The sequence below is a fragment of the Mycolicibacterium baixiangningiae genome, assembly GCF_016313185.1.
Classification (GTDB): domain Bacteria; phylum Actinomycetota; class Actinomycetes; order Mycobacteriales; family Mycobacteriaceae; genus Mycobacterium; species Mycobacterium baixiangningiae.
On sequence record NZ_CP066218.1, the window covers coordinates 5,580,930 to 5,599,179 of the forward strand.

Below are 18,250 nucleotides of genomic sequence, written 5' to 3' on the forward strand. Positions count from 1 at the left end.
TGATGAGCCGTTCCTGCCTAGCGGGGAACTCCCGGCTCTTGACCGGATGGCGGAACAATGACCAGGCCATTCGACCCACCCGTGAACGGGTTATCGGGTTGATGTACACGATGATCACTCCTGCGATATACCAATAGCTGAACTGTGGGCTACCTTATCGCAATACCCACATCAAGTCATTAGAGACCGCAGTCGCGGCAAACTCGGTGAGGCGCGCCGATCGTCGATTGGCTGTTTCAGGTGTGACGGATGTGGTTGATGTGGCGCCAAACGGGTGGCTGCGCCGCCCGACCGTGCGGTGTCATACGCGCCACGCCGAGGCAGGCGTACCGCACCGCACAGTCGCGGGGAAACCTCTAGCGCTGCGGCGCCGCCGTCGGCTTGATCGGCGCCGGCAGAGCGCTCTTGCCCATCAGGTAGCGGTCGACACCCGTGGCGGCGGCCCGGCCCTCGGCGATCGCCCACACGATCAGCGACTGACCACGGCCCATGTCGCCGGCCACGAAGACGCCGGGAACCGAGGTCGCGAAGTCGGCGTCGCGCGAGACGTTGCCGCGGTCGGTGAGCTCCACCTTCAGGTCGGTCAGCAGACCTTCCTTCTCCGGTCCGACGAAGCCCATCGCGAGCAGCACCAGATCGGCCTCCAGCTCGAAGTCCGAACCCTCGACCCTCTCGAACTTGCCGGCCTTCATCTCGACCTCGTGCACCTTGAGCGACGTCACGCGGCCGTCCTCGCCGCAGAACTCCTCGGTGTTGACCGAGAAGACCCGCTCGCCGCCTTCCTCGTGCGCCGAGGCGACGCGGTACATCAGCGGGTAGGTCGGCCAGGGCGTGCTCTCGGCTCGTGTCTCCGGCGGCCGCGGCATGATCTCGAACTGGTGCACGCTGACCGCGCCCTGCCGGTGCGAGGTGCCGAGGCAGTCCGCGCCGGTGTCGCCGCCGCCGATGATCACCACGCGTTTGTCCTTCGCGGTGATCGGCGGCTCGCCGTCGTCACCGACCACGGGGTCACCCATCTGTACGCGGTTGGCCCACGGCAGGAATTCCATCGCCTGGTGGATGCCGTCGAGTTCGCGACCCGGGATCGGCAGGTCGCGCCACGCCGTGGCACCACCGGCGAGCACCACGGCGTTGAATTCGGACCGCAGCTGCGCGACGGTGATGTCGACGCCGACGTTCACGCCGGTGCGGAACTGGGTGCCTTCGGCCTCCATCTGTTCCAGCCGGCGGTCGATGTGGCGCTTCTCCATCTTGAACTCGGGGATGCCGTAGCGCAGCAGGCCACCTATGCGGTCGGCGCGTTCGAACACCGTGACGGTGTGGCCGGCCCGGGTCAGCTGCTGCGCGGCGGCCAGACCGGCGGGGCCGGAGCCCACGACGGCGACCTTCTTACCGGTCAGCCGGTCCGGCGGCAGCGGGACGACCCAGCCCTCGTCGAAGGCGTTGTCGATGATCTCGACCTCGACCTGCTTGATGGTCACGGCATCCTGGTTGATGCCCAGCACGCACGACGCCTCACACGGCGCCGGGCACAGCCGCCCGGTGAACTCCGGGAAGTTGTTGGTCGCGTGTAGCCGTTCGATTGCATCGCGCCACCGGTCCTTGAAGACCAGGTCATTCCACTCGGGGATCAAGTTTCCGAGCGGACAACCGTTGTGGCAGAACGGGATTCCACAGTCCATGCAGCGGGCGGCCTGTGTCTGCAGCGTGTCGTGGGAGAAGTCCTCGTAGACCTCTTTCCAGTCACGCAGGCGCAGCGGCACCGGGCGGCGCGGCGGGAGCTCGCGGTGGGTGTACTTGAGAAAACCGCGCGGATCAGCCACTTGCGGCCGCCATGATCGCCTCGCTCTTGTCCGCGCCGGTGCGCTCTGCCTCGGCGATTGCGGCCAGCACGCGCTTGAAGTCGCGCGGCATGACCTTGACGAAATTCTTCAACTCTTCTTCCCAGTCGTTCAGAACCCTGGTGCCCACCGCGGAATCGGTGGCGTCGACGTGGGCCTGCAACAAGCCGTGCAGCCATTCGGTGTCCTCCTCGTCGAGGACGTCGAGCTCCACCATCTCGGCGTTGAGGTTGTCCGCGAGCACATTCGCGGGGTCGTAGACGTAGGCCATACCTCCGGACATCCCCGCCGCGAAGTTGCGGCCCGTCGGCCCGAGGATGACCACCTTGCCGCCGGTCATGTACTCGCACCCGTGGTCGCCGACACCTTCGACGACGGCGACGGCACCGGAGTTGCGGACCGCGAAGCGCTCACCGACCTGGCCGCGCAGGAACATCTCACCGCTGGTCGCGCCGAACAGGATCACGTTGCCCGCGATGATGTTGTCCTCGGCGACGTAGTCGGCGGGGGCGTTCTCGGCCGGGCGGACCACCACCCGGCCGCCCGAAAGGCCCTTGCCCACATAGTCGTTGGCGTCACCGTAGACCCGCAGCGTGATGCCTTTGGGCACGAAGGCGCCGAAGCTGTTGCCCGCCGAACCGTCGAACGTGATGTCGATCGTGCCGTCGGGAAGTCCCTGGCCGCCATAGGCTTTCGTCACCTCGTGGCCGAGCATGGTGCCGACCGTGCGGTTGACGTTGGCGACCGTGGTCGAGAACTTGACCGGCGTGCCCGAATCCAGTGCCTCCCGGCACATCACGATCAGCTGCTGGTCGAGCGCCTTGTCCAGCCCGTGGTCCTGACGCGAGCTGCAGTACAGGTCCTGGTTCATGAACGCCGACTCGGGCTCGTGCAGCACCGGCGAGAGGTCCAGCTTGTGGGCCTTCCAGTGCGCCGACGCCTTCGTCGTGTCCAGCATGCCGACCTGACCGACCATCTCGTTGACGGTGCGGAAGCCCAACTGCGCCATGGTCTCGCGCACTTCTTCGGCGATGAACATGAAGAAGTTCTCCACGAACTCCGGCTTGCCGTTGAACCGCTCGCGCAGCACCGGGTTCTGGGTGGCCACGCCGACGGGGCAGGTGTCGAGGTGGCAGACCCGCATCATGATGCAGCCCGACACGACCAGCGGTGCGGTGGCGAAGCCGAACTCCTCGGCGCCGAGCAGCGCGGCGACGACGACGTCGCGGCCGGTCTTGAGCTGACCGTCGACCTGCACGACGATGCGATCGCGAAGACCGTTGAGCAGCAACGTCTGCTGCGTCTCGGCCAGGCCGAGCTCCCAGGGCGCACCCGCGTGCTTCATCGACGTCAGCGGTGTCGCACCGGTGCCGCCGTCGTGACCGGAGATCAGCACCACATCGGCGTGCGCCTTGGACACACCCGCGGCCACGGTGCCCACGCCGTTCTCGCTGACCAGCTTGACGTGCACGCGGGCATGCGGGTTGGCGTTCTTCAGATCGTGGATCAGCTGCGCGAGATCCTCGATCGAGTAGATGTCGTGGTGCGGCGGCGGCGAGATCAGCCCGACGCCCGGTGTGGAGTGCCGCACCTCGGCCACCCACGGGTACACCTTGTGGCCCGGGAGTTGGCCGCCCTCACCGGGTTTCGCGCCCTGGGCCATCTTGATCTGGATATCCGTGCAGTTGGACAGGTAGTGGCTGGTCACACCGAACCGGCCGGACGCGACCTGCTTGATCGCACTGCGACGCCAGTCGCCGTTCTCGTCGCGGTCGAACCGGTTGGTGTTCTCGCCGCCCTCACCGGAATTCGACCGGCCGCCGAGGCGGTTCATCGCGATGGCCAGCGTCTCGTGCGCCTCCGCGGAGATCGACCCGTAGCTCATCGCGCCCGTGGAGAACCGCTTGACGATCTCGCTGGCCGGTTCCACCTCGTCGAGCGGAATCGGTTCGCGCACACCGTCTCTGAACTTCAGCAGCCCGCGCAGCGAAGCCATCCGCTCCGCCTGGTTGTCGATCAGCTGCGTGTACTCCTTGAACACCGAGTACTGACCGGTGCGGGTGGAGTGCTGCAGCTTGAACACCGTGTCGGGATTGAAGAGGTGGTACTCGCCTTCACGCCGCCACTGGTATTCGCCGCCGACCTCGAGTTCGCGGTGCGCGCGCTCGTCGGGGCGGTCCAGGTAGGCCAGCGAGTGGCGGGCGGCGACCTCGGCCGCGATGTCGTCGAGATCGATGCCGCCGACCGGGCAACTCAACCCGGTGAAGTACTCGTCGAGGACCTGCTGGTTGATGCCGATGGCCTGGAACAGCTGAGCACCGGTGTAGGACGCGAGCGTCGAGATGCCCATCTTGGACATCACCTTGAGCACACCCTTACCCGCGGCCTTGGAGTAGTTGGCCTTGGCCTGATCGCTGCTGATGCCGGTGATCACGCCGCGGTCGACCATGTCCTCGATGGACTCGAACGCCATGTAGGGGTTGATGGCCGCGGCGCCGAAACCGCACAGGGCGGCCATATGGTGCACCTCGCGGGCGTCACCGGCCTCGACGACGAGCCCCACCTGGGTACGGGTGCGCTCGCGGACCATGTGGTGGTGCACCGCCGAGACGCTCAGCAGCGACGGGATCGGCGCCATCTGCTCGTCGGATTCGCGGTCGGACAGCACGATGATGCGGGCACCGTCGCGGATGGCGGCCGAGACCTTGGCGCGGACGTTGTTCAGCGCCTCCTTGAGGCCCTGCCCACCCCGGTTGACCGGGTAGAGGCAGCGGATCACCGCGGCGCGCATACCGTGCTTGTGGCCGCGGATCTCGTGGTCGGGGTCGACGCAGATCAGCTTCGACAGTTCGGCGTTGCGCAGGATCGGTTGGGGCAACACGATCTGACGGCACGATTCGGCGGTCGGGTTGAGCAGGTCGCCCTCGGGTCCGATGACGCCCTGCAGGCTGGTCACCACCTCTTCGCGGATGGCGTCCAGTGGCGGGTTGGTCACCTGGGCGAACAACTGCTGAAAGTAGTCGAACAACATGCGCGGCCGCTGCGAGAGCACGGCGACCGGGGTGTCGGTGCCCATCGAGCCGATCGGCTCGGCGCCGACGCGCGCCATCGGGGCGACGAGCAGGTTGAGCTCTTCGTAGGTGTAGCCGAACGCCTGCTGGCGCAGCACCACGCGGTGGTGGGGCATCCGCACGTAATCGCCGGGCGGCAGCTCCTCGAGGTGGAACAGGCCGGCCTCGAGCCAGTCCCCGTACGGGTGCTCGGCGGCGAGTTCGGCCTTGACCTCCTCGTCGGAGACGATCCGTCCCTGGGCGGTGTCGACCAGGAACATGCGGCCGGGCTGCAGGCGCATCTTCTGCACGACCGTCGACGGGTCGAGGTCGAGCACGCCGGCCTCCGAGGCCATGACGACGAGGCCGTCCTCGGTGACCCAGATCCGCGACGGACGCAGGCCGTTGCGGTCGAGCACGGCACCGATCACGGTGCCGTCGGTGAAGCACACCGCAGCCGGGCCGTCCCACGGCTCCATCAGCGACGAGTGGTACCGGTAGAAGTCGCGCCGCGCCGGGTCCATCGACGGGTGGCGCTCCCACGCCTCGGGGATCATCATCAGCACCGCGTGCGGCAGGCTGCGCCCGCCGAGGTGCAGCAGCTCGAGCACCTCGTCGAAACGCGCGGTGTCCGACGCACCGGGGGTGCAGACCGGCACGATCTTGTCGAGGTCGGCCTGGGTGCCGAACACGTCGGTGCGGATCAGCGCCTCGCGCGCCCGCATCCAGTTCTCGTTGCCGGTGACGGTGTTGATCTCACCGTTGTGGGCGACCCGCCGGAACGGGTGCGCCAGCGGCCACGACGGGAACGTGTTGGTCGAGAAGCGGGAGTGCACGATGCCCAGCGCGCTGGTCAGCCGCTCGTCCTGCAGATCGAGGTAGAACGCCCGCAGCTGCGGGGTGGTCAGCATGCCCTTGTAGACGAACGTCTGGCCGCTCAGGCTCGGGAAGTAGACGGTCTCCCGCCCCGGGCCGTCCTGGCCGGGGCCCTTGGTGCCCAGCTCGTGCTCGGCACGTTTGCGGATCACGTAGGCGCGGCGCTCGAGTTCCATGTCGGACGCGCCCAGCGATTTCCCGTCGCTTCGCTCGCCCAGGCCCAGGAAGACCTGCCGGAACGTCGGCATGGCGTCGCGAGCCAGTGCTCCGAGTGAGGAGTCGTCGGTCGGCACGTCGCGCCAGCCGAGCACCGTCAGCCCCTCGGCCTCGGCGATCTTCTCCACCTGCTCGCAGGCGGTGGCGGCGTCCTTGGACGACTGCGGCAGGAACGCGACGCCGGTGGCGTAGCTGCCCGCGTCGGGCAGGTCGAAGTCGACCACGGCGCGGAAGAACTCGTCGGGGACCTGCAGCAGGATGCCCGCACCGTCGCCGGTGTTCGGTTCGGCGCCCTGGGCACCGCGGTGCTCCAGGTTGAGCAGGGCCGTGATGGCCTTGTCGACGATGTCGCGGCTGCGACGGCCGTGGATGTCCGCCACCATCGCCACGCCACACGAGTCGTGCTCGTACGCGGGGTTGTACAGCCCTTGAATCCTGGGCGCCATTCCCACCTGACCCTTACTCTCGAACCTTCGGCGAAGCTTCACCTGGCTGCCGTCTGCGACGGCGTGAGCCGACGGGGCGGAGGCGGTCCTCTGTGCAGCACTGAACAGCGGCCTTTTTTTCCCACTCGCCACAAGTGGAGAAAACGATAAGTCAAACACCGGCTGACATGCCAACTTAGTCAGACCTAACTATACTCGCCGGCCCGTTGCCTGGCCGTCGAGTTCGACACGGCGCTGCACCGCGGATGTCGTTGCCTCGGTGGATATTTCGGTAACTCCCCGGAACGCCCTCCGCGCCGAGCCGGCGGGCCCGTCAATTGCTGTCGCCGCCGAGGAGTTTGCTGACACCGAATTATCGGGCCATTTTGCTGGCACTGTTGGGCGTGTGACGTTTGCACAACTCCTTGTCAGATTCTTAGAGATTGCTGGGTCACACGTCCAGGGGCGTTCACCCCACGTCCCTGGGCGGATCGGACCTCCGGCGGACGTTGCACGCCTCGGCGAAGAACGAGCGCTTGGCGACGTGATCATCCGTGCGACAACGGCTCTCACCATCCACTGCCCGTGGCGCAGAGCGCTGGTGGTCGCGGAAGTACCCCCCGGGTGTATGCGCCGGCACCAGCATGCTCATGCTGAAACGCGATGTCGCACCCGCTCAACACCCCTATCGGCCGGTTCGGCGTCGAGACGTTCGAGGGCACCGGAGACCACAGCATCGCCACCATGCCCACCCACGGAATGGTCAATCCGCTCACCGGACTGCCGTCGGCGGCAGCGCTGGCGATGCTGCTCGACCACGTCGGCGGTCTGGCCAACCACCTGCGGCGCGGCGACGACGAGTGGACGGTGTCGACCGAACTGTCGCTGGAACTGATCCCGGAAGCCGCCGACCTCGTCACCGCCGACGATGCGGGCGTGGTCGCCCGGGCGTGGCCGGTCGCCGCCAGGGGACGCACGGCGCTGGCCGCATGCGAGTTCCGCCACCACGACGCGGTGATCGGTACCGGAAGCGTGCGGTCCTTCTACATCACCGGCGCCCAGTTCACCGAATGGCCGCAGAACCCCGAGCACCACACCCGCAGGGTCGGCCTTGCCGCGATGATGGCCGTCGAACCGGACGGCGCCGCCGCGCTGCGACAGGATGCCGATCCGGTGATCAACAACATGCTCGGTGTGGTCCACGGCGGGGTGGCGGCGACGGGACTGGAACTCGTCGCCTCCGCCGCGGTCAACGCGGGCCGCACCGGCGCCCCACTGCGGACCGGATCACTGCGGGTGAACTTCCTGCGCCGGCTCGTTGCCGGTGGCGAATGCCGTTACAGCGCAACAGCGTTGCGCGTCGGACGGTCCACCGGTTTGGCCGACGCGCAGGCGGTGGGCGCCGACGGTCAGCTCGCCCTGACGGCGCGCTTCACCGGGTATCGCTGACCGTACCGCTCGACTAGCATCCGGGTGCATGCCTCAGGCCCGTGCCGACCGCGGAATCGGTGGGTTCATCCGCCGGTCGGGATACCTCCGCAAGTGGCTGATCCTGGGCATCGCGATCGGCGTCATCGCCGGTCTCGGCGCGGTGGTCTTCTACCTCGCGCTGGACTACTCAGGACGGTTCCTGCTCGGTTATCTCGGCGGCTACGACATCCCGAAAGCCGCGGGCGACGGCGGTGATCCCGGATCGCCGGGGTTCGACCGCCCGTGGGCGATCCCGCTGATCGCCTGCGGCGGCGCCCTCGTGTCGGCGTGGCTGGTCGCGCGCTTCGCCCCGGAGGCGGAAGGCCACGGCACCGACAGTGCGATCGAAGCCGTGCACACCGATCCGCGGGCGATCCGGGCCCGTGCCATCGTCGTCAAGACCATCACCAGCGCGCTGACCATCGGTTCGGGCGGATCCGCCGGACGCGAGGGCCCGGCCGCGCAGATCTCGGCCGGATTCGGCTCGATCCTCGCCCGCCGCCTCGACCTGTCCTACGAAGACGGCCGGGTCGCGGTGTCGCTGGGCATCGGGGCCGGCATCGGGTCGATCTTCGGGGCGCCGCTGGGCGGCGCGGTGCTGGCCGCGTCGATCGTCTACCGCGAGGACTTCGACTACAAGGCGCTGATCCCCGGCTTCATCACCTCGGCGACGGCCTACGCGGTGTTCGGCTCGTTTCTCGGATTCGAGCCGCTGTTCGGCTACGTCGCCGCCGACTACCGGTTCGACCACCCCCTCGACCTCGGCTGGTTCGTGGTGCTCGGCGTCATCGCCGCGGCGGTCGGGTGGCTGTACGCCCGCACGTTCTACGGCACCATCGCACTGACCGCGAAGCTGCCGGGCGGCAAGGTGATCAAACCGGCGGTGGGCGGGCTGCTGGTCGGTCTGCTCGGCCTGGCGATCCCGCAGATCCTCGCCAGCGGGTACGGCTGGGCGCAGAAGGCGACCGCGACCGACACGCTGATGGCGATCCCGCTGTGGATCGTGCTGCTGCTGCCGTTCGCGAAGATCGTGGCGACGTCGCTGTCGATCGGCACCGGCGGATCGGGCGGCATCTTCGGCCCGGGTGTGGTGATCGGCGCGTTCGTCGGCGCGGCGGTGTGGCGGCTCGGTGAGTCGGCCGGGGCGCCCGGCCTGCCCGAGAGCCCCGCGGTGTTCGTGGTCGTGGGGATGATGGCCTGCTTCGGCAGCGTCTCCCACGCCCCGCTGGCCGTCATGATCATGGTGGCCGAGATGACGGGCTCGTTCTCGGTCATCCCGTGCGCCATGGTCGGGGTCGGCGTGGCCTATCTGTTGATCACGCGCACCAACGTGACGATCTACCAGGCGCAGCGGCTCAACCGCGAGACCGCGGAGGCCGAGCGCATGACCCGCGTGCAGGGCGCGTAGCGGCGCTGGGGGTTTTGCTGCGCTGTGATCTGTGTCACGCTCGTCAGGGATGCCTACCGATGGAGGGAGTCCGGCATGCGCGACCCGACGATGACACACAGAGTGGCCGCCGAGTTCATCGGGACGTTCTGGCTGGTGTTCGGCGGCTGCGGCAGCGCGGTGTTCGCCGCGAAGTTCACCTCCGCGGACGGTTACGCGTTCGGCATCGGATTCCTCGGCGTCTCATTGGCGTTCGGCCTCACCGTCCTCACCGGCGTATATGCGTTCGGCACGATCTCCGGCGGGCACTTCAACCCCGCGGTCACGCTGGGCGCGGCGCTGGCCCGGCGCGTCGAATGGCGGGTTCTGCCGGTGTACTGGGTCACGCAGGTGGCCGGCGGGCTCGCGGCCGGACTCGTCATCTATGTCGTCGCCCAGGGGCAGGAGGGCTGGTCAGCCACCGGAAACATGGCGGCGAACGGATTCGGCGACCACTCCCCCGGCGGCTACTCGCTGCTCTCTGTCGTCATCGCCGAAGTGCTGCTGACCGGCATCTTCCTGCTGGTCATCCTCGGCTCTACCGACACGCGCGCACCGAGGGGGTTCGCGGGTCTGGCCATCGGGCTGACCCTGACGCTGATCCACCTGATCTCGATCCCGATCTCGAACACCTCGGTGAACCCGGCCCGCTCCACCGGCGTCGCGTTCTTCAACGGCAACGACGCCCCCGCCCAGCTGTGGGTGTTCTGGCTGGCGCCGCTGATCGGTGCCGCCATCGCGGGTGCCGCCTACCCGTACCTGTTCGGCCGCCACGAGGAACTGGCCGATCGCCCGGTGCGCGACGACGCCCTCGACGCACAGGCACTCCTCGAAGACGAATCGGACCCGCGCACCCGGCGTGGGCCCGAACCAGAGGTTCGGTGACCCGGAACCGTCGCGCGCACAGCAAGCTCACGGGTCGCCGTGTGACAAGCAGAATTAGGCAAGCTAACATCCCCGCTATGAAGAGAGCGATCCTGGCGATTGCCTTTGCCGGCCTGGCGTTCACCACGCCGGCCGTCGCGCACGCTGATCCCGACACCGATTTCGCCAACGCCCTGCACACCATCGGCGTCTACGGGCAGAAGGACTACAACGCCTGGATCGCCAAGATCGCCTGTGAGCGCATCGATCGCGGTGTCGACCACAACGCTTACGACTCAGCGACATTCGTCGCGCGACAGCTACCCAAGGGCAGCACCACCGAGCAGGCGTGGAAGTTCCTGGGCCTGGCGTACCCCACGTACTGCCCGGCGCATCAGGCGCTGCTGCAGCATGCCGCGGAGAAGCCGGCGTGAGCACCCGCAGAGATCGAGGGAGTGGTATGGGCAACCGTCTGAAAGCGCTCTGGACCGGTGCGATGAGCGCCGCGATGACCGTGGGCGTGTTGGCCGCTCCGGCGGTCGCCTCAGCCGACGCCACCGACGACTATCCGATTCCGGGCCGGATCATGAAGACCACCTGCACGGTGGAGCAGTACATGGCCGCGACGCGCGACACGTCGCCGATCTACTACCAGCGGTACATGATCGACTACAACAACCGGCCGATCGACATCCAGAACATGGCCCGTGACCGGATCTACTGGTTCTTCACGCTGGATTACCCGGCCCGCCGCCAGTACTCGGAGGCCACCGCCACCAACGTCTACTACGAACAGGTGGCCACCCGCTGGGGGAACTGGGCGAAGTTGTTCTTCAACAACAAGGGCGTTGTCGCACATGCCACCGACGTCTGCATGAGTTACCCGCCGTCGGACCCGTCGGTGTGGCACTGGGGACCGAACGAGCGGCGCTGAGGGGACCAGGCCTGATGATCTCGATGAAATCGACCCTGTCTGCCGTCGCCGTCGCGGCCGGACTCACCGCAGGCGCTCTGGGCCTCGGTGCGTCTCTCGCCGCGGCCCAGCCGCCTCCTCCGTCGCCGGCCCTGGGCGAACCGGTGCCGGCGTGGGCGCCGCCCAAACCGGCCGAGTTCTGGTCCGGGCAACCCGTCGTGTGGACGTCGGCCTGGGGTGGTCGCTGGGGCGTCTGGATCAACGGCGGCTTCATCACGCTGTCGTCGAACCCCGTCACGAACGGCGGCTGACCGCTCCCTGACATGAAATCAGGCCCGCACCCTTGGTTGGGTGCGGGCCTGATTCACAGGTCGGGTCAGCTCTTGCTGTTGCTCTTGCTCTTGGCCGCTTTGGCCGCGGACTTCTCGGTCGACTTGCCCTCGTGCTTGAGATCTCCACCGGCGTTCTCCAGGTGGGCTCGCACGAACCACTGGAACTTCTCCAGTTCAGCCGAATGGCTGACGAGCATGTCGTTGGTCACCGGGTCGGCCTCCTCGGTCTCCTCGATGTTCTTGCGGGTGTCCTCGATGATGCCGTCGTAGACCAGATCGAGCGCCGCGAGGTGCGCCGCCACCATGTCACGCTCCAGGGAGTAGTCGTCCCACGTGCGGTCACTGATGATGGCGCCGGGGGTGCCCTTCGGCGAACCGCCAAGTGTCGCAATACGTTCGGCCACCTCGTCGGCGTAGCCGCGGACGAGTTCCACCTGCGGATCGATCATCTCGTGCACACCGATGAAGTTGGGGCCGACCACGTTCCAGTGGACGTGCTTGAGCGTCAGGTGCAGATCGTTGTACCGGCTGAGCTGCTTCTGCAGCAGCTCCGCGACCTGTGCGCCCTCTTTGTCCGTCATGCCGGGAACGGTGTATGCCATGAAACATCTCCTTCTTCCGCGCGTGATGAGTCTTCGTGTCCTCGACTACCCCTCGCTGCCATGACGTAATCAGAGGCCAGTCCCGCGTCACAGTTCGGCAAGTCGAGGGATCGCCAGCCGGGCGCCGAACCGCGGGTTGCGGGCCAGCCCGCTGGCCAGCAGGACGCGCACGGCGCGGTGGCGGTGTGGGCGTATCGGCTCGAGCAGATCGAGCATCGCCGGATCGTCGATCGGGTGCCCGAGCAGGCTCCACCCGACCGTCTTCGCGAGGTGGTAGTCGCCGACCGACAGCGCGTCGGCGTCACCCCACGCCCGCTGCGCGGTCTCCGCGGCGGTCCACACCCCGACTCCGGGCAGCGACGTCAACGCCGCGCGCGCCTGCTCGGGCGGCCGGGCCGACAACCGCTCGAGGGAGTCGGCACGCTGCGCGCACAGCACCACCGTGCGCGCCCGCCCGGGATCGACGTTGGCGCGGTGGAACTCCCAGGACGGGATCCGCCGCCACACCTGCGCGCCCGGCGGCACCCGCATCCGCGCGGGCGCGGGCCCGGGTGCGAGCGTGCCGTACTTGGTGACCAGCAGCCGCCACGCACGGAACGCGTCGATCCCCGACACCCGCTGCTCGAGCACCGCGGGGATCAGCGCCTCGAGAACCCGGCCGGTGCGGCCCAACCGCAGGTGCGGGATCCGCCGGTGCGCGGCGGCCAGCGTCGGCTCCTGCGGTGCGAATCCCGCCGCGTCGTCCTCGGCGCCGAGCAGTGCGGGCGCGCCGTCGAGGAACTCCTCCGCACCGGCACCCCACGCCTCGAGGTCCACCGCATCGGGCGCCGACCGGGTGATGCGCGCGGTCACCGGACCGCTCGGCGGCAGGCTGGTCCGCCACGTCGCCCCGTCGGCCGTGACCGTGAAGCACGGGTCGCCGCCCCCGCGCCGTAGCGGCGAGAGGGTCAGCGCCGGACTGGCCGGGCCACCGAACGTCACGCTACGGCGAAGTGCCTGGTCAGCCCGCATGATCGGCCTCCCGACGGGTGAACGAGGTGATGACGCAATCGTGACATCGGATCCGGATTGGTTTCCACGAGTGCGGGTACGGACACCAAGAACCCTAGTTTGTGCTCGCAGCAACGTGATGGCAAAGGGGTCGGGGTGAGCGGTATCGACGATAGGCTGCTCGCCGCGGCTCTGCGCCCGGGGCGGGCGGCCCGGTTGGCCGGTGAATCCTTCGACACCTGGCGCGCCGGTGTCCGCCGCGCGGCCATCGATGCGGTGACCGATTTCGTCGCCGACCGCTGCGCCGAGGATCTGCGGTTGACCGGCGTCGACATCACCGCCGACGTGCTCGCCGACTTCGTCGGCGACGGTAAGTGCCTGCGCTCGACGTTCGCCTACCTCGGCTGGCTGGCCGGTGCCGAATCCGACGCCGAATCCGACGACGCGGCCGTGCGCGCGGCGGCGAGCTTCGATCTACTGCACATCTTCGCCCTGCTGCAGGACGACGTGATGGACGATTCGCCGCTGCGGCGCGGTCGGCCGTCGGCCCACGTGCGGTTCGCCCAGTGGCATCGGGAGAACGGTCTCAACGGCTCCGCGGAGCGCTTCGGCGCCTCGGCCGCGGTCCTGCTCGGCGATCTCTGCCTGGTGTGGGCGGGGCAGATGATGCGGGAGAGCGGCCTGAGCGCCGCCGCCCTCGGCCGGGCCTGGCCCCGGTACGACGCGATGCGGACCGAATTGGCGGTGGGCCAGTTCGCCGATCTGGTCAACGATGCGGGGGGACGGCCGACACTGGAAGACGTGCTCGACGTCGCGCGTCGTAAATCCGGTAACTACACCGTGCGCCGCCCCCTGGAGATCGGCGGTGCGCTGGCGGGCTGCCCGGAGCCGACACTGCGGCTGCTCGGCCGCTACGGCGCCGCGGTGGGCGAGGCCTTCCAGCTGCGCGACGATCTGCTCGGCATCTTCGGCACCCCGACGGTCACCGGCAAACCCGCAGGCGGCGACCTGTCGGAACACAAGGCCACCAGCGTGGTGATGGCCGCGCACCGGCTGGCCGAACCGGCGGTGCGCAACCAGCTCACCGAACTGATGTCGCGGCGTGACCTCGACGCCGGCGACATCGCCCGCTGGCAGCACCTGATCGCCGCGACGGGCGCCGTCCAGTGGATCGAGCAGCTGATCGACCGGCGGCTGTCGCACGCCCTCGAACGCCTCCACACCAGCCCACTCGACGACACCGTGCGAACAGCACTGGTCAACATGGCGGCCGCCTGCACCCAGCGGGCGGCATGAGCCGGACAGGAGAAACCAACTGATGCGCACCGTCGGGGGGCGAACAGACCGGGTGGTGGTCGTCGGCGCCGGATTGTCCGGCCTGTCGGCCGCCCTGCAGCTCGCCGGGCGCGGCCGCACGGTCACCGTGCTGGAGCGGGAGACGTTCCCGGGCGGCCGGATGGGCCGGCTCGACATCAACGGCTACCGGATCGACACCGGGCCGACCGTGCTGACCATGCCCGACATCATCGAAGACGCCTTCGCCGCCGTGGGCGATTCGATGGCCGGCCGCCTCGAACTGCACCGGGTCGACCCCGCCTACCGCGCCTCGTTCGCCGACGGCAGCGGACTGCACGTGCACACCGACGCCACCGCGATGGCCGGCGAGATCGAACGGTTCGCCGGCGCCGACGCCGCCGACGGCTACCTACGGCTGCGCACCTGGCTGACCAGGCTGTACCAGGCCGAGTTCAACGGCTTCATCGCGTCTAACTTCGACTCACCGCTGTCGCTGGTGACCCCGCAGCTGGCCCGCCTGGCCGCGATGGGCGGGTTCCGGCGCTGGGATCGCATGGTGCGCAAGTACATTCCCGACGAGCGGCTGCGGCGCATCTTCACCTTCCAGGCCCTCTACGCCGGCGTGCCCCCACACAAGGCGCTGGCGGCGTACGCGGTGATCGCCTACATGGACACCGTCGCCGGGGTGTACTTCCCGCGCGGCGGCATGCGGGCGGTCCCCGAGGCCATGGCAGCCGCAGCGTCCGACGCCGGTGTCGAGTTCCGTTACGGCTCCGCGGTTTCGGTGCTCGAACGCGGCGCGGACGGCCGGGTGACTGCGGTTCGCACCGACGCCGGTGACCGCGTCCCCGCCGACGCCGTCGTCCTGACCACCGAACTGCCGACCACCTACCGCCTGCTCGGCCGCACTCCGCGGCGGATGCTCCCGCTGCGTCCCGCGCCGTCAGCGGTGGTCGCCCACGTGAGTTGTGCTGCAGTCGATCCCAGCGTGGGACACCACACCATCCTTTTCGGCGACGCGTGGGAGCAGACATTCCGCGACATCATCGACGAGGGCCGGGTGATGAGCGATCCGTCGCTGTTGGTGACCCGCCCCACCGCGGGTGACGCCACGCTCGCGCCCGCAGGCCGCGATCTCCTCTACGTCCTGGCCCCCGCGCCCAATAACGCAGTGGGACAGGTTGATTGGTCGCAGACCACCGACTCCTACGTCGAGGGCATGCTGGCGGAGGTGCGGCGGCGCATGCCCGGGGTCGGTGACGACCTCGAGGTACTGCACGTCGTCGACCCCGACGGCTGGGCCCGCCAGGACATGGCGGCGGGCACCCCGTTCGCGCTGGCACACACCTTCGGCCAGACCGGACCGTTCCGGCCGGCCAACACGGTTCGCGGTGCGGACAACGTGGTGCTGGCCGGATCGTCGACGGTGCCCGGCGTCGGGGTGCCGACCGCACTGCTGTCCGGCCGGTTGGCCGCAGACCGAATCACCGGGGCCGTCACGTCATCCGTCCCCACGAGATCCACCCCCAAGAGATCCACCCCCACGACGGTCCCGACCAGAGCGAGGAGCAGGCTGTGATCGGATCCGAACTCGACGCCGCCGGGGTACGCGACCCCGCCCTGCGCGACGCCTACCGCTGCTGCCGGGTTCTCAACGCCGAGCACGGGCGGACGTTCTTCCTGGCGACCCGGCTGCTGGCGCCCGAACAACGCCCGGCGGTGCACGCGCTGTACGGCTTCGCCCGCCGCGCCGACGACATCCTCGACGATCTCGAGTCCACCGCCACCACCGGCGAACGGGCCGACCGACTGCACCGACTGGCGACGGAGTTGTTCGACGGTCTCGTGCAGGGGAAGCCCCCCAGCGGTGACCCGGCGCTGGCAGCCGTCGCGCACACCGCGCGCCGCTATGGGATTCCGTGGGAACTCTTCGACGACTTCCTGGCGTCGATGCGGATGGATCTGACGGTCACCGACTATCCGGACCGCGCCTCGGTCGACCGCTACATGTACGGCTCGGCGGAGGTCATCGGGCTGCAGCTGCTGCCGGTGCTCGGCACCGTGGTGCCCCGCGAGGAGGCCGCACCGTATGCCGCCGCGCTGGGCAAGGCCTTCCAGTTGACCAACTTCCTGCGTGACGTCGACGAGGACCTCGACCGCGGCCGGGTGTACCTGCCCGCCGATGAGCTGGCCGCGCACGGTGTCGACCGCGAGCTGCTGATGTGGTGTCACACCACCAAGCGCACGGACACCCGGGTGCGCAACGCACTGTCCGAACAGCACGCGGTGACCCGGCGGATCTACGACTACGCGCGCCACGGGGTGGATCTGCTGCATCCGCGCTCGCGTCCCTGTGTCGGTGCCGCGGCGGTGCTGTATTCGGAGATACTGGACCGCATCGAAGCAATCGATTTCGACATCTTCAACCAGCGCGCCACCGTGGGGAACGGACGCCGGCTCCAGGTGGCGGGCGCCGGGCTGCTGCGTGCCTGGCGCAGCCGGCTCGCCCACCCCGCGAAGGTGTAGGCATGGAGCGATTCCAGTACCTGATCGTCCTGGGCGCCTGTCTGCTGCTCACGCTGCCGCTGGAGATCTTCGGGGCCGGCGTGTATCGGCAGGCCCGGCGGGCCGCGGCGGCGATCCTGCCGGTGGCCGCGGTGTTCATCGTGTGGGACGTGATCGCGATCGTCGCCGATGTCTGGGGCTACAACCCGCGGTTCGTCACCGGGATCGGGTTCCCGCAGGTGCCGGTCGAGGAGTTGATGTTCTTCATCGTGATCCCGCTGTGCGGTCTGCTCACCTACAACGCCGTCGACACCATCCTCGAGTACCTCAAGCGCCGGCTGCGCACCCGATCGGCGCAGTCGTCGTGATCGGCCTCGGGTATACGCTGCCGGCGATCGCGGCAGTGGTCGTGGTGGTGGTGTGGGAGCTGGGGTGGCTGCACACCGGGCTCTTCCGGCGGCCGGCGTACTGGATCTCCATGGTCATCGTGCTCGGTTTCCAGATTCCCGTGGACGGCTGGCTGACCAAGCTCAGCGCCCCCATCGTCATCTACAACGAGGAGCACACCAGTGGCATCCGGTTCCCCTGGGACATCCCGGTCGAGGACTTCCTGTTCGGATTCGCGCTCGTGACCGGCGTGCTGCTGCTGTGGGAGCGCCAGCGGGTGAGAGGCGCGAAGGTCGGCGGCGAACGGGTGCGCGATGAGTGAGGCGCTCCCGCACGCGCGGGTGCCCGCCGCATTCGACGTCGGCGCGGCCGCCTACGACCGGCTGGTCGGCGCCAATCCCGGTTACCACGACCATCTTCGGCTCTCCGCACAGCGGATGGGACTGCCCGACGGCGGACGCGGGATGCGCCTGCTCGACGCGGGTTGCGGCACCGGAGCGTCGACCGCAGCGCTGCTCGCCGCCGCCCCGCACGCCCAGATCGTCGCCGTCGACGCTTCGGCCGGGATGCTCGCCGAGGCGCAGGCCAAACCCTGGCCCGGTTCGGTCGACTTCGTGCACAGCCGCATCGAGGACGTCGCCGCCGCCGGGGTGACCGGTCCGTTCGACGGGATCTTCGCGGCGTACCTGCTGCGCAACCTCGCCGACCCCGATGCCCAGCTGCAGGAGTTCCGCGACATGCTGCGCCCGGGTGCCCAGCTGACCGTGCACGAGTACTCGGTGCGGGACTCGCCCGTGGCGACCGCGGTGTGGAATGCGGTGTGCTGGGCCGTCATCATCCCGGCCGGGCGGCTGCGCACGGGCGACGTCTCGCTGTACACCTACCTGCGGCGCAGCGTCCTGGACTTCGACGGCGCGTCGACATTCCGGGATCGTTTGGTGCGCAACGGTTTCAGTGACGTCCGCAGTGAGACGGTGCCCGGGTGGCAGCGCAATGTCGTGCACACATTCACCGCGAGAGTGCTGCGATGAGCGCTTGCGCGAAGAGCAGAGGGCCG

16 protein-coding genes are annotated in these 18,250 nt (G+C 68.7%); 12 read left to right on the forward strand and 4 right to left on the reverse strand.

All coding sequences use genetic code 11. From position 1 onward, the window contains the following. Positions 1-356: 356 nt before the first annotated feature. Positions 357-1,823 (reverse strand): glutamate synthase subunit beta, encoded by a 1,467-nt coding sequence (locus I7X18_RS26485; protein WP_193045789.1) that lies wholly within the window; start codon positions 1,821-1,823, stop codon positions 357-359. Next, positions 1,816-6,429, reverse strand: coding sequence for a glutamate synthase large subunit (gltB, locus tag I7X18_RS26490; RefSeq protein ID WP_193045788.1), 4,614 nt, complete (start codon positions 6,427-6,429; stop codon positions 1,816-1,818). Before gltB ends, I7X18_RS26485 begins: the two co-directional genes overlap by 8 nt. A gap of 642 nt (positions 6,430-7,071) precedes the next feature. Between gltB and I7X18_RS26495 the strand changes: the two genes are divergently transcribed. The 6 genes from I7X18_RS26495 (at position 7,072) to I7X18_RS26520 (ending at position 11,392) form a co-directional block, all read left to right on the forward strand. Continuing rightward, positions 7,072-7,857 (forward strand): PaaI family thioesterase, encoded by a 786-nt coding sequence (locus I7X18_RS26495; protein WP_193045787.1) that lies wholly within the window; start codon positions 7,072-7,074, stop codon positions 7,855-7,857. A 28-nt stretch (positions 7,858-7,885) separates the two neighbouring features. Continuing rightward, positions 7,886-9,286 carry a chloride channel protein gene (locus I7X18_RS26500; RefSeq protein ID WP_193045786.1) on the forward strand — a complete coding sequence of 467 codons (1,401 nt, stop codon included), beginning with the start codon at positions 7,886-7,888 and terminating at the stop codon, positions 9,284-9,286. 75 nt (positions 9,287-9,361) lie between these two features. Next, a complete protein-coding gene (gene aqpZ / locus I7X18_RS26505; RefSeq protein WP_193045785.1) occupies positions 9,362-10,189 on the forward strand; it encodes an aquaporin Z in 828 nt (275 codons plus the stop codon). Positions 10,190-10,266: 77 nt separating this feature from the next. Next, a complete protein-coding gene (locus tag I7X18_RS26510; protein WP_193045784.1) occupies positions 10,267-10,602 on the forward strand; it encodes a DUF732 domain-containing protein in 336 nt (111 codons plus the stop codon). 26 nt (positions 10,603-10,628) lie between these two features. Next, on the forward strand, positions 10,629-11,102 hold the full coding sequence (locus I7X18_RS26515; protein ID WP_193045783.1) for a DUF5078 domain-containing protein: 474 nt from the start codon (positions 10,629-10,631) through the stop codon (positions 11,100-11,102). 23 nt (positions 11,103-11,125) lie between these two features. Next, positions 11,126-11,392 (forward strand): hypothetical protein, encoded by a 267-nt coding sequence (locus I7X18_RS26520; protein ID WP_404822795.1) that lies wholly within the window; start codon positions 11,126-11,128, stop codon positions 11,390-11,392. Between the two features lie 65 nt (positions 11,393-11,457). Here I7X18_RS26520 and dps read toward each other — a convergent pair whose 3' ends face one another. Both dps and I7X18_RS26530 read right to left on the reverse strand, forming a co-directional pair. After that, complete coding sequence (gene dps, locus I7X18_RS26525; protein ID WP_193045781.1) at positions 11,458-12,015, reverse strand: DNA starvation/stationary phase protection protein Dps; 558 nt, start codon at positions 12,013-12,015, stop codon at positions 11,458-11,460. 87 nt (positions 12,016-12,102) lie between these two features. Beyond that, complete coding sequence (locus I7X18_RS26530) at positions 12,103-13,026, reverse strand: DNA-3-methyladenine glycosylase family protein (RefSeq protein WP_193045780.1); 924 nt, start codon at positions 13,024-13,026, stop codon at positions 12,103-12,105. Between the two features lie 135 nt (positions 13,027-13,161). Between I7X18_RS26530 and I7X18_RS26535 the strand changes: the two genes are divergently transcribed. The 6 genes from I7X18_RS26535 to I7X18_RS26560 are packed head-to-tail and all read left to right on the forward strand — an operon-like array spanning position 13,162 to position 18,224. Next, positions 13,162-14,301 carry a polyprenyl synthetase family protein gene (locus tag I7X18_RS26535; RefSeq protein WP_193045779.1) on the forward strand — a complete coding sequence of 380 codons (1,140 nt, stop codon included), beginning with the start codon at positions 13,162-13,164 and terminating at the stop codon, positions 14,299-14,301. Between the two features lie 22 nt (positions 14,302-14,323). After that, the gene (gene crtI / locus I7X18_RS26540) at positions 14,324-15,880 is read left to right on the forward strand and encodes a phytoene desaturase family protein (RefSeq protein ID WP_193045778.1); all 1,557 of its coding nucleotides are present in this window, start codon (positions 14,324-14,326) and stop codon (positions 15,878-15,880) included. Next, positions 15,877-16,827 (forward strand): phytoene/squalene synthase family protein, encoded by a 951-nt coding sequence (locus tag I7X18_RS26545; RefSeq protein ID WP_193045777.1) that lies wholly within the window; start codon positions 15,877-15,879, stop codon positions 16,825-16,827. The genes crtI and I7X18_RS26545 overlap by 4 nt, the downstream gene beginning before the upstream one ends. 2 nt (positions 16,828-16,829) lie before the next feature. Further along, on the forward strand, positions 16,830-17,174 hold the full coding sequence (locus tag I7X18_RS26550; protein WP_193045776.1) for a lycopene cyclase domain-containing protein: 345 nt from the start codon (positions 16,830-16,832) through the stop codon (positions 17,172-17,174). Next, a complete protein-coding gene (locus I7X18_RS26555) occupies positions 17,171-17,515 on the forward strand; it encodes a lycopene cyclase domain-containing protein (RefSeq protein WP_198730488.1) in 345 nt (114 codons plus the stop codon). Before I7X18_RS26550 ends, I7X18_RS26555 begins: the two co-directional genes overlap by 4 nt. Then, entirely contained in the window at positions 17,508-18,224 is a 717-nt protein-coding gene (locus I7X18_RS26560) for a class I SAM-dependent methyltransferase (RefSeq protein WP_193045775.1), read from the forward strand. Before I7X18_RS26555 ends, I7X18_RS26560 begins: the two co-directional genes overlap by 8 nt. Positions 18,225-18,250 lie beyond the last annotated feature (26 nt).

Bases quoted from the DNA above. Each gene is read 5' to 3' on its own strand.
- gltB (WP_193045788.1), bottom strand. From the start codon at position 6,429: ATGGCGCCCAGGATTCAAGGGCTGTACAACCCCGCGTACGAGCACGAC.
- I7X18_RS26495 (WP_193045787.1), top strand. From the start codon at position 7,072: ATGTCGCACCCGCTCAACACCCCTATCGGCCGGTTCGGCGTCGAGACG.
- I7X18_RS26500 (WP_193045786.1), top strand. From the start codon at position 7,886: ATGCCTCAGGCCCGTGCCGACCGCGGAATCGGTGGGTTCATCCGCCGG.
- aqpZ (WP_193045785.1), top strand. From the start codon at position 9,362: ATGCGCGACCCGACGATGACACACAGAGTGGCCGCCGAGTTCATCGGG.
- I7X18_RS26510 (WP_193045784.1), top strand. From the start codon at position 10,267: ATGAAGAGAGCGATCCTGGCGATTGCCTTTGCCGGCCTGGCGTTCACC.
- I7X18_RS26515 (WP_193045783.1), top strand. From the start codon at position 10,629: ATGGGCAACCGTCTGAAAGCGCTCTGGACCGGTGCGATGAGCGCCGCG.
- I7X18_RS26520 (WP_404822795.1), top strand. From the start codon at position 11,126: ATGAAATCGACCCTGTCTGCCGTCGCCGTCGCGGCCGGACTCACCGCA.
- dps (WP_193045781.1), bottom strand. From the start codon at position 12,015: ATGGCATACACCGTTCCCGGCATGACGGACAAAGAGGGCGCACAGGTC.
- I7X18_RS26530 (WP_193045780.1), bottom strand. From the start codon at position 13,026: ATGCGGGCTGACCAGGCACTTCGCCGTAGCGTGACGTTCGGTGGCCCG.
- crtI (WP_193045778.1), top strand. From the start codon at position 14,324: ATGCGCACCGTCGGGGGGCGAACAGACCGGGTGGTGGTCGTCGGCGCC.
- I7X18_RS26550 (WP_193045776.1), top strand. From the start codon at position 16,830: ATGGAGCGATTCCAGTACCTGATCGTCCTGGGCGCCTGTCTGCTGCTC.
- I7X18_RS26560 (WP_193045775.1), top strand. From the start codon at position 17,508: ATGAGTGAGGCGCTCCCGCACGCGCGGGTGCCCGCCGCATTCGACGTC.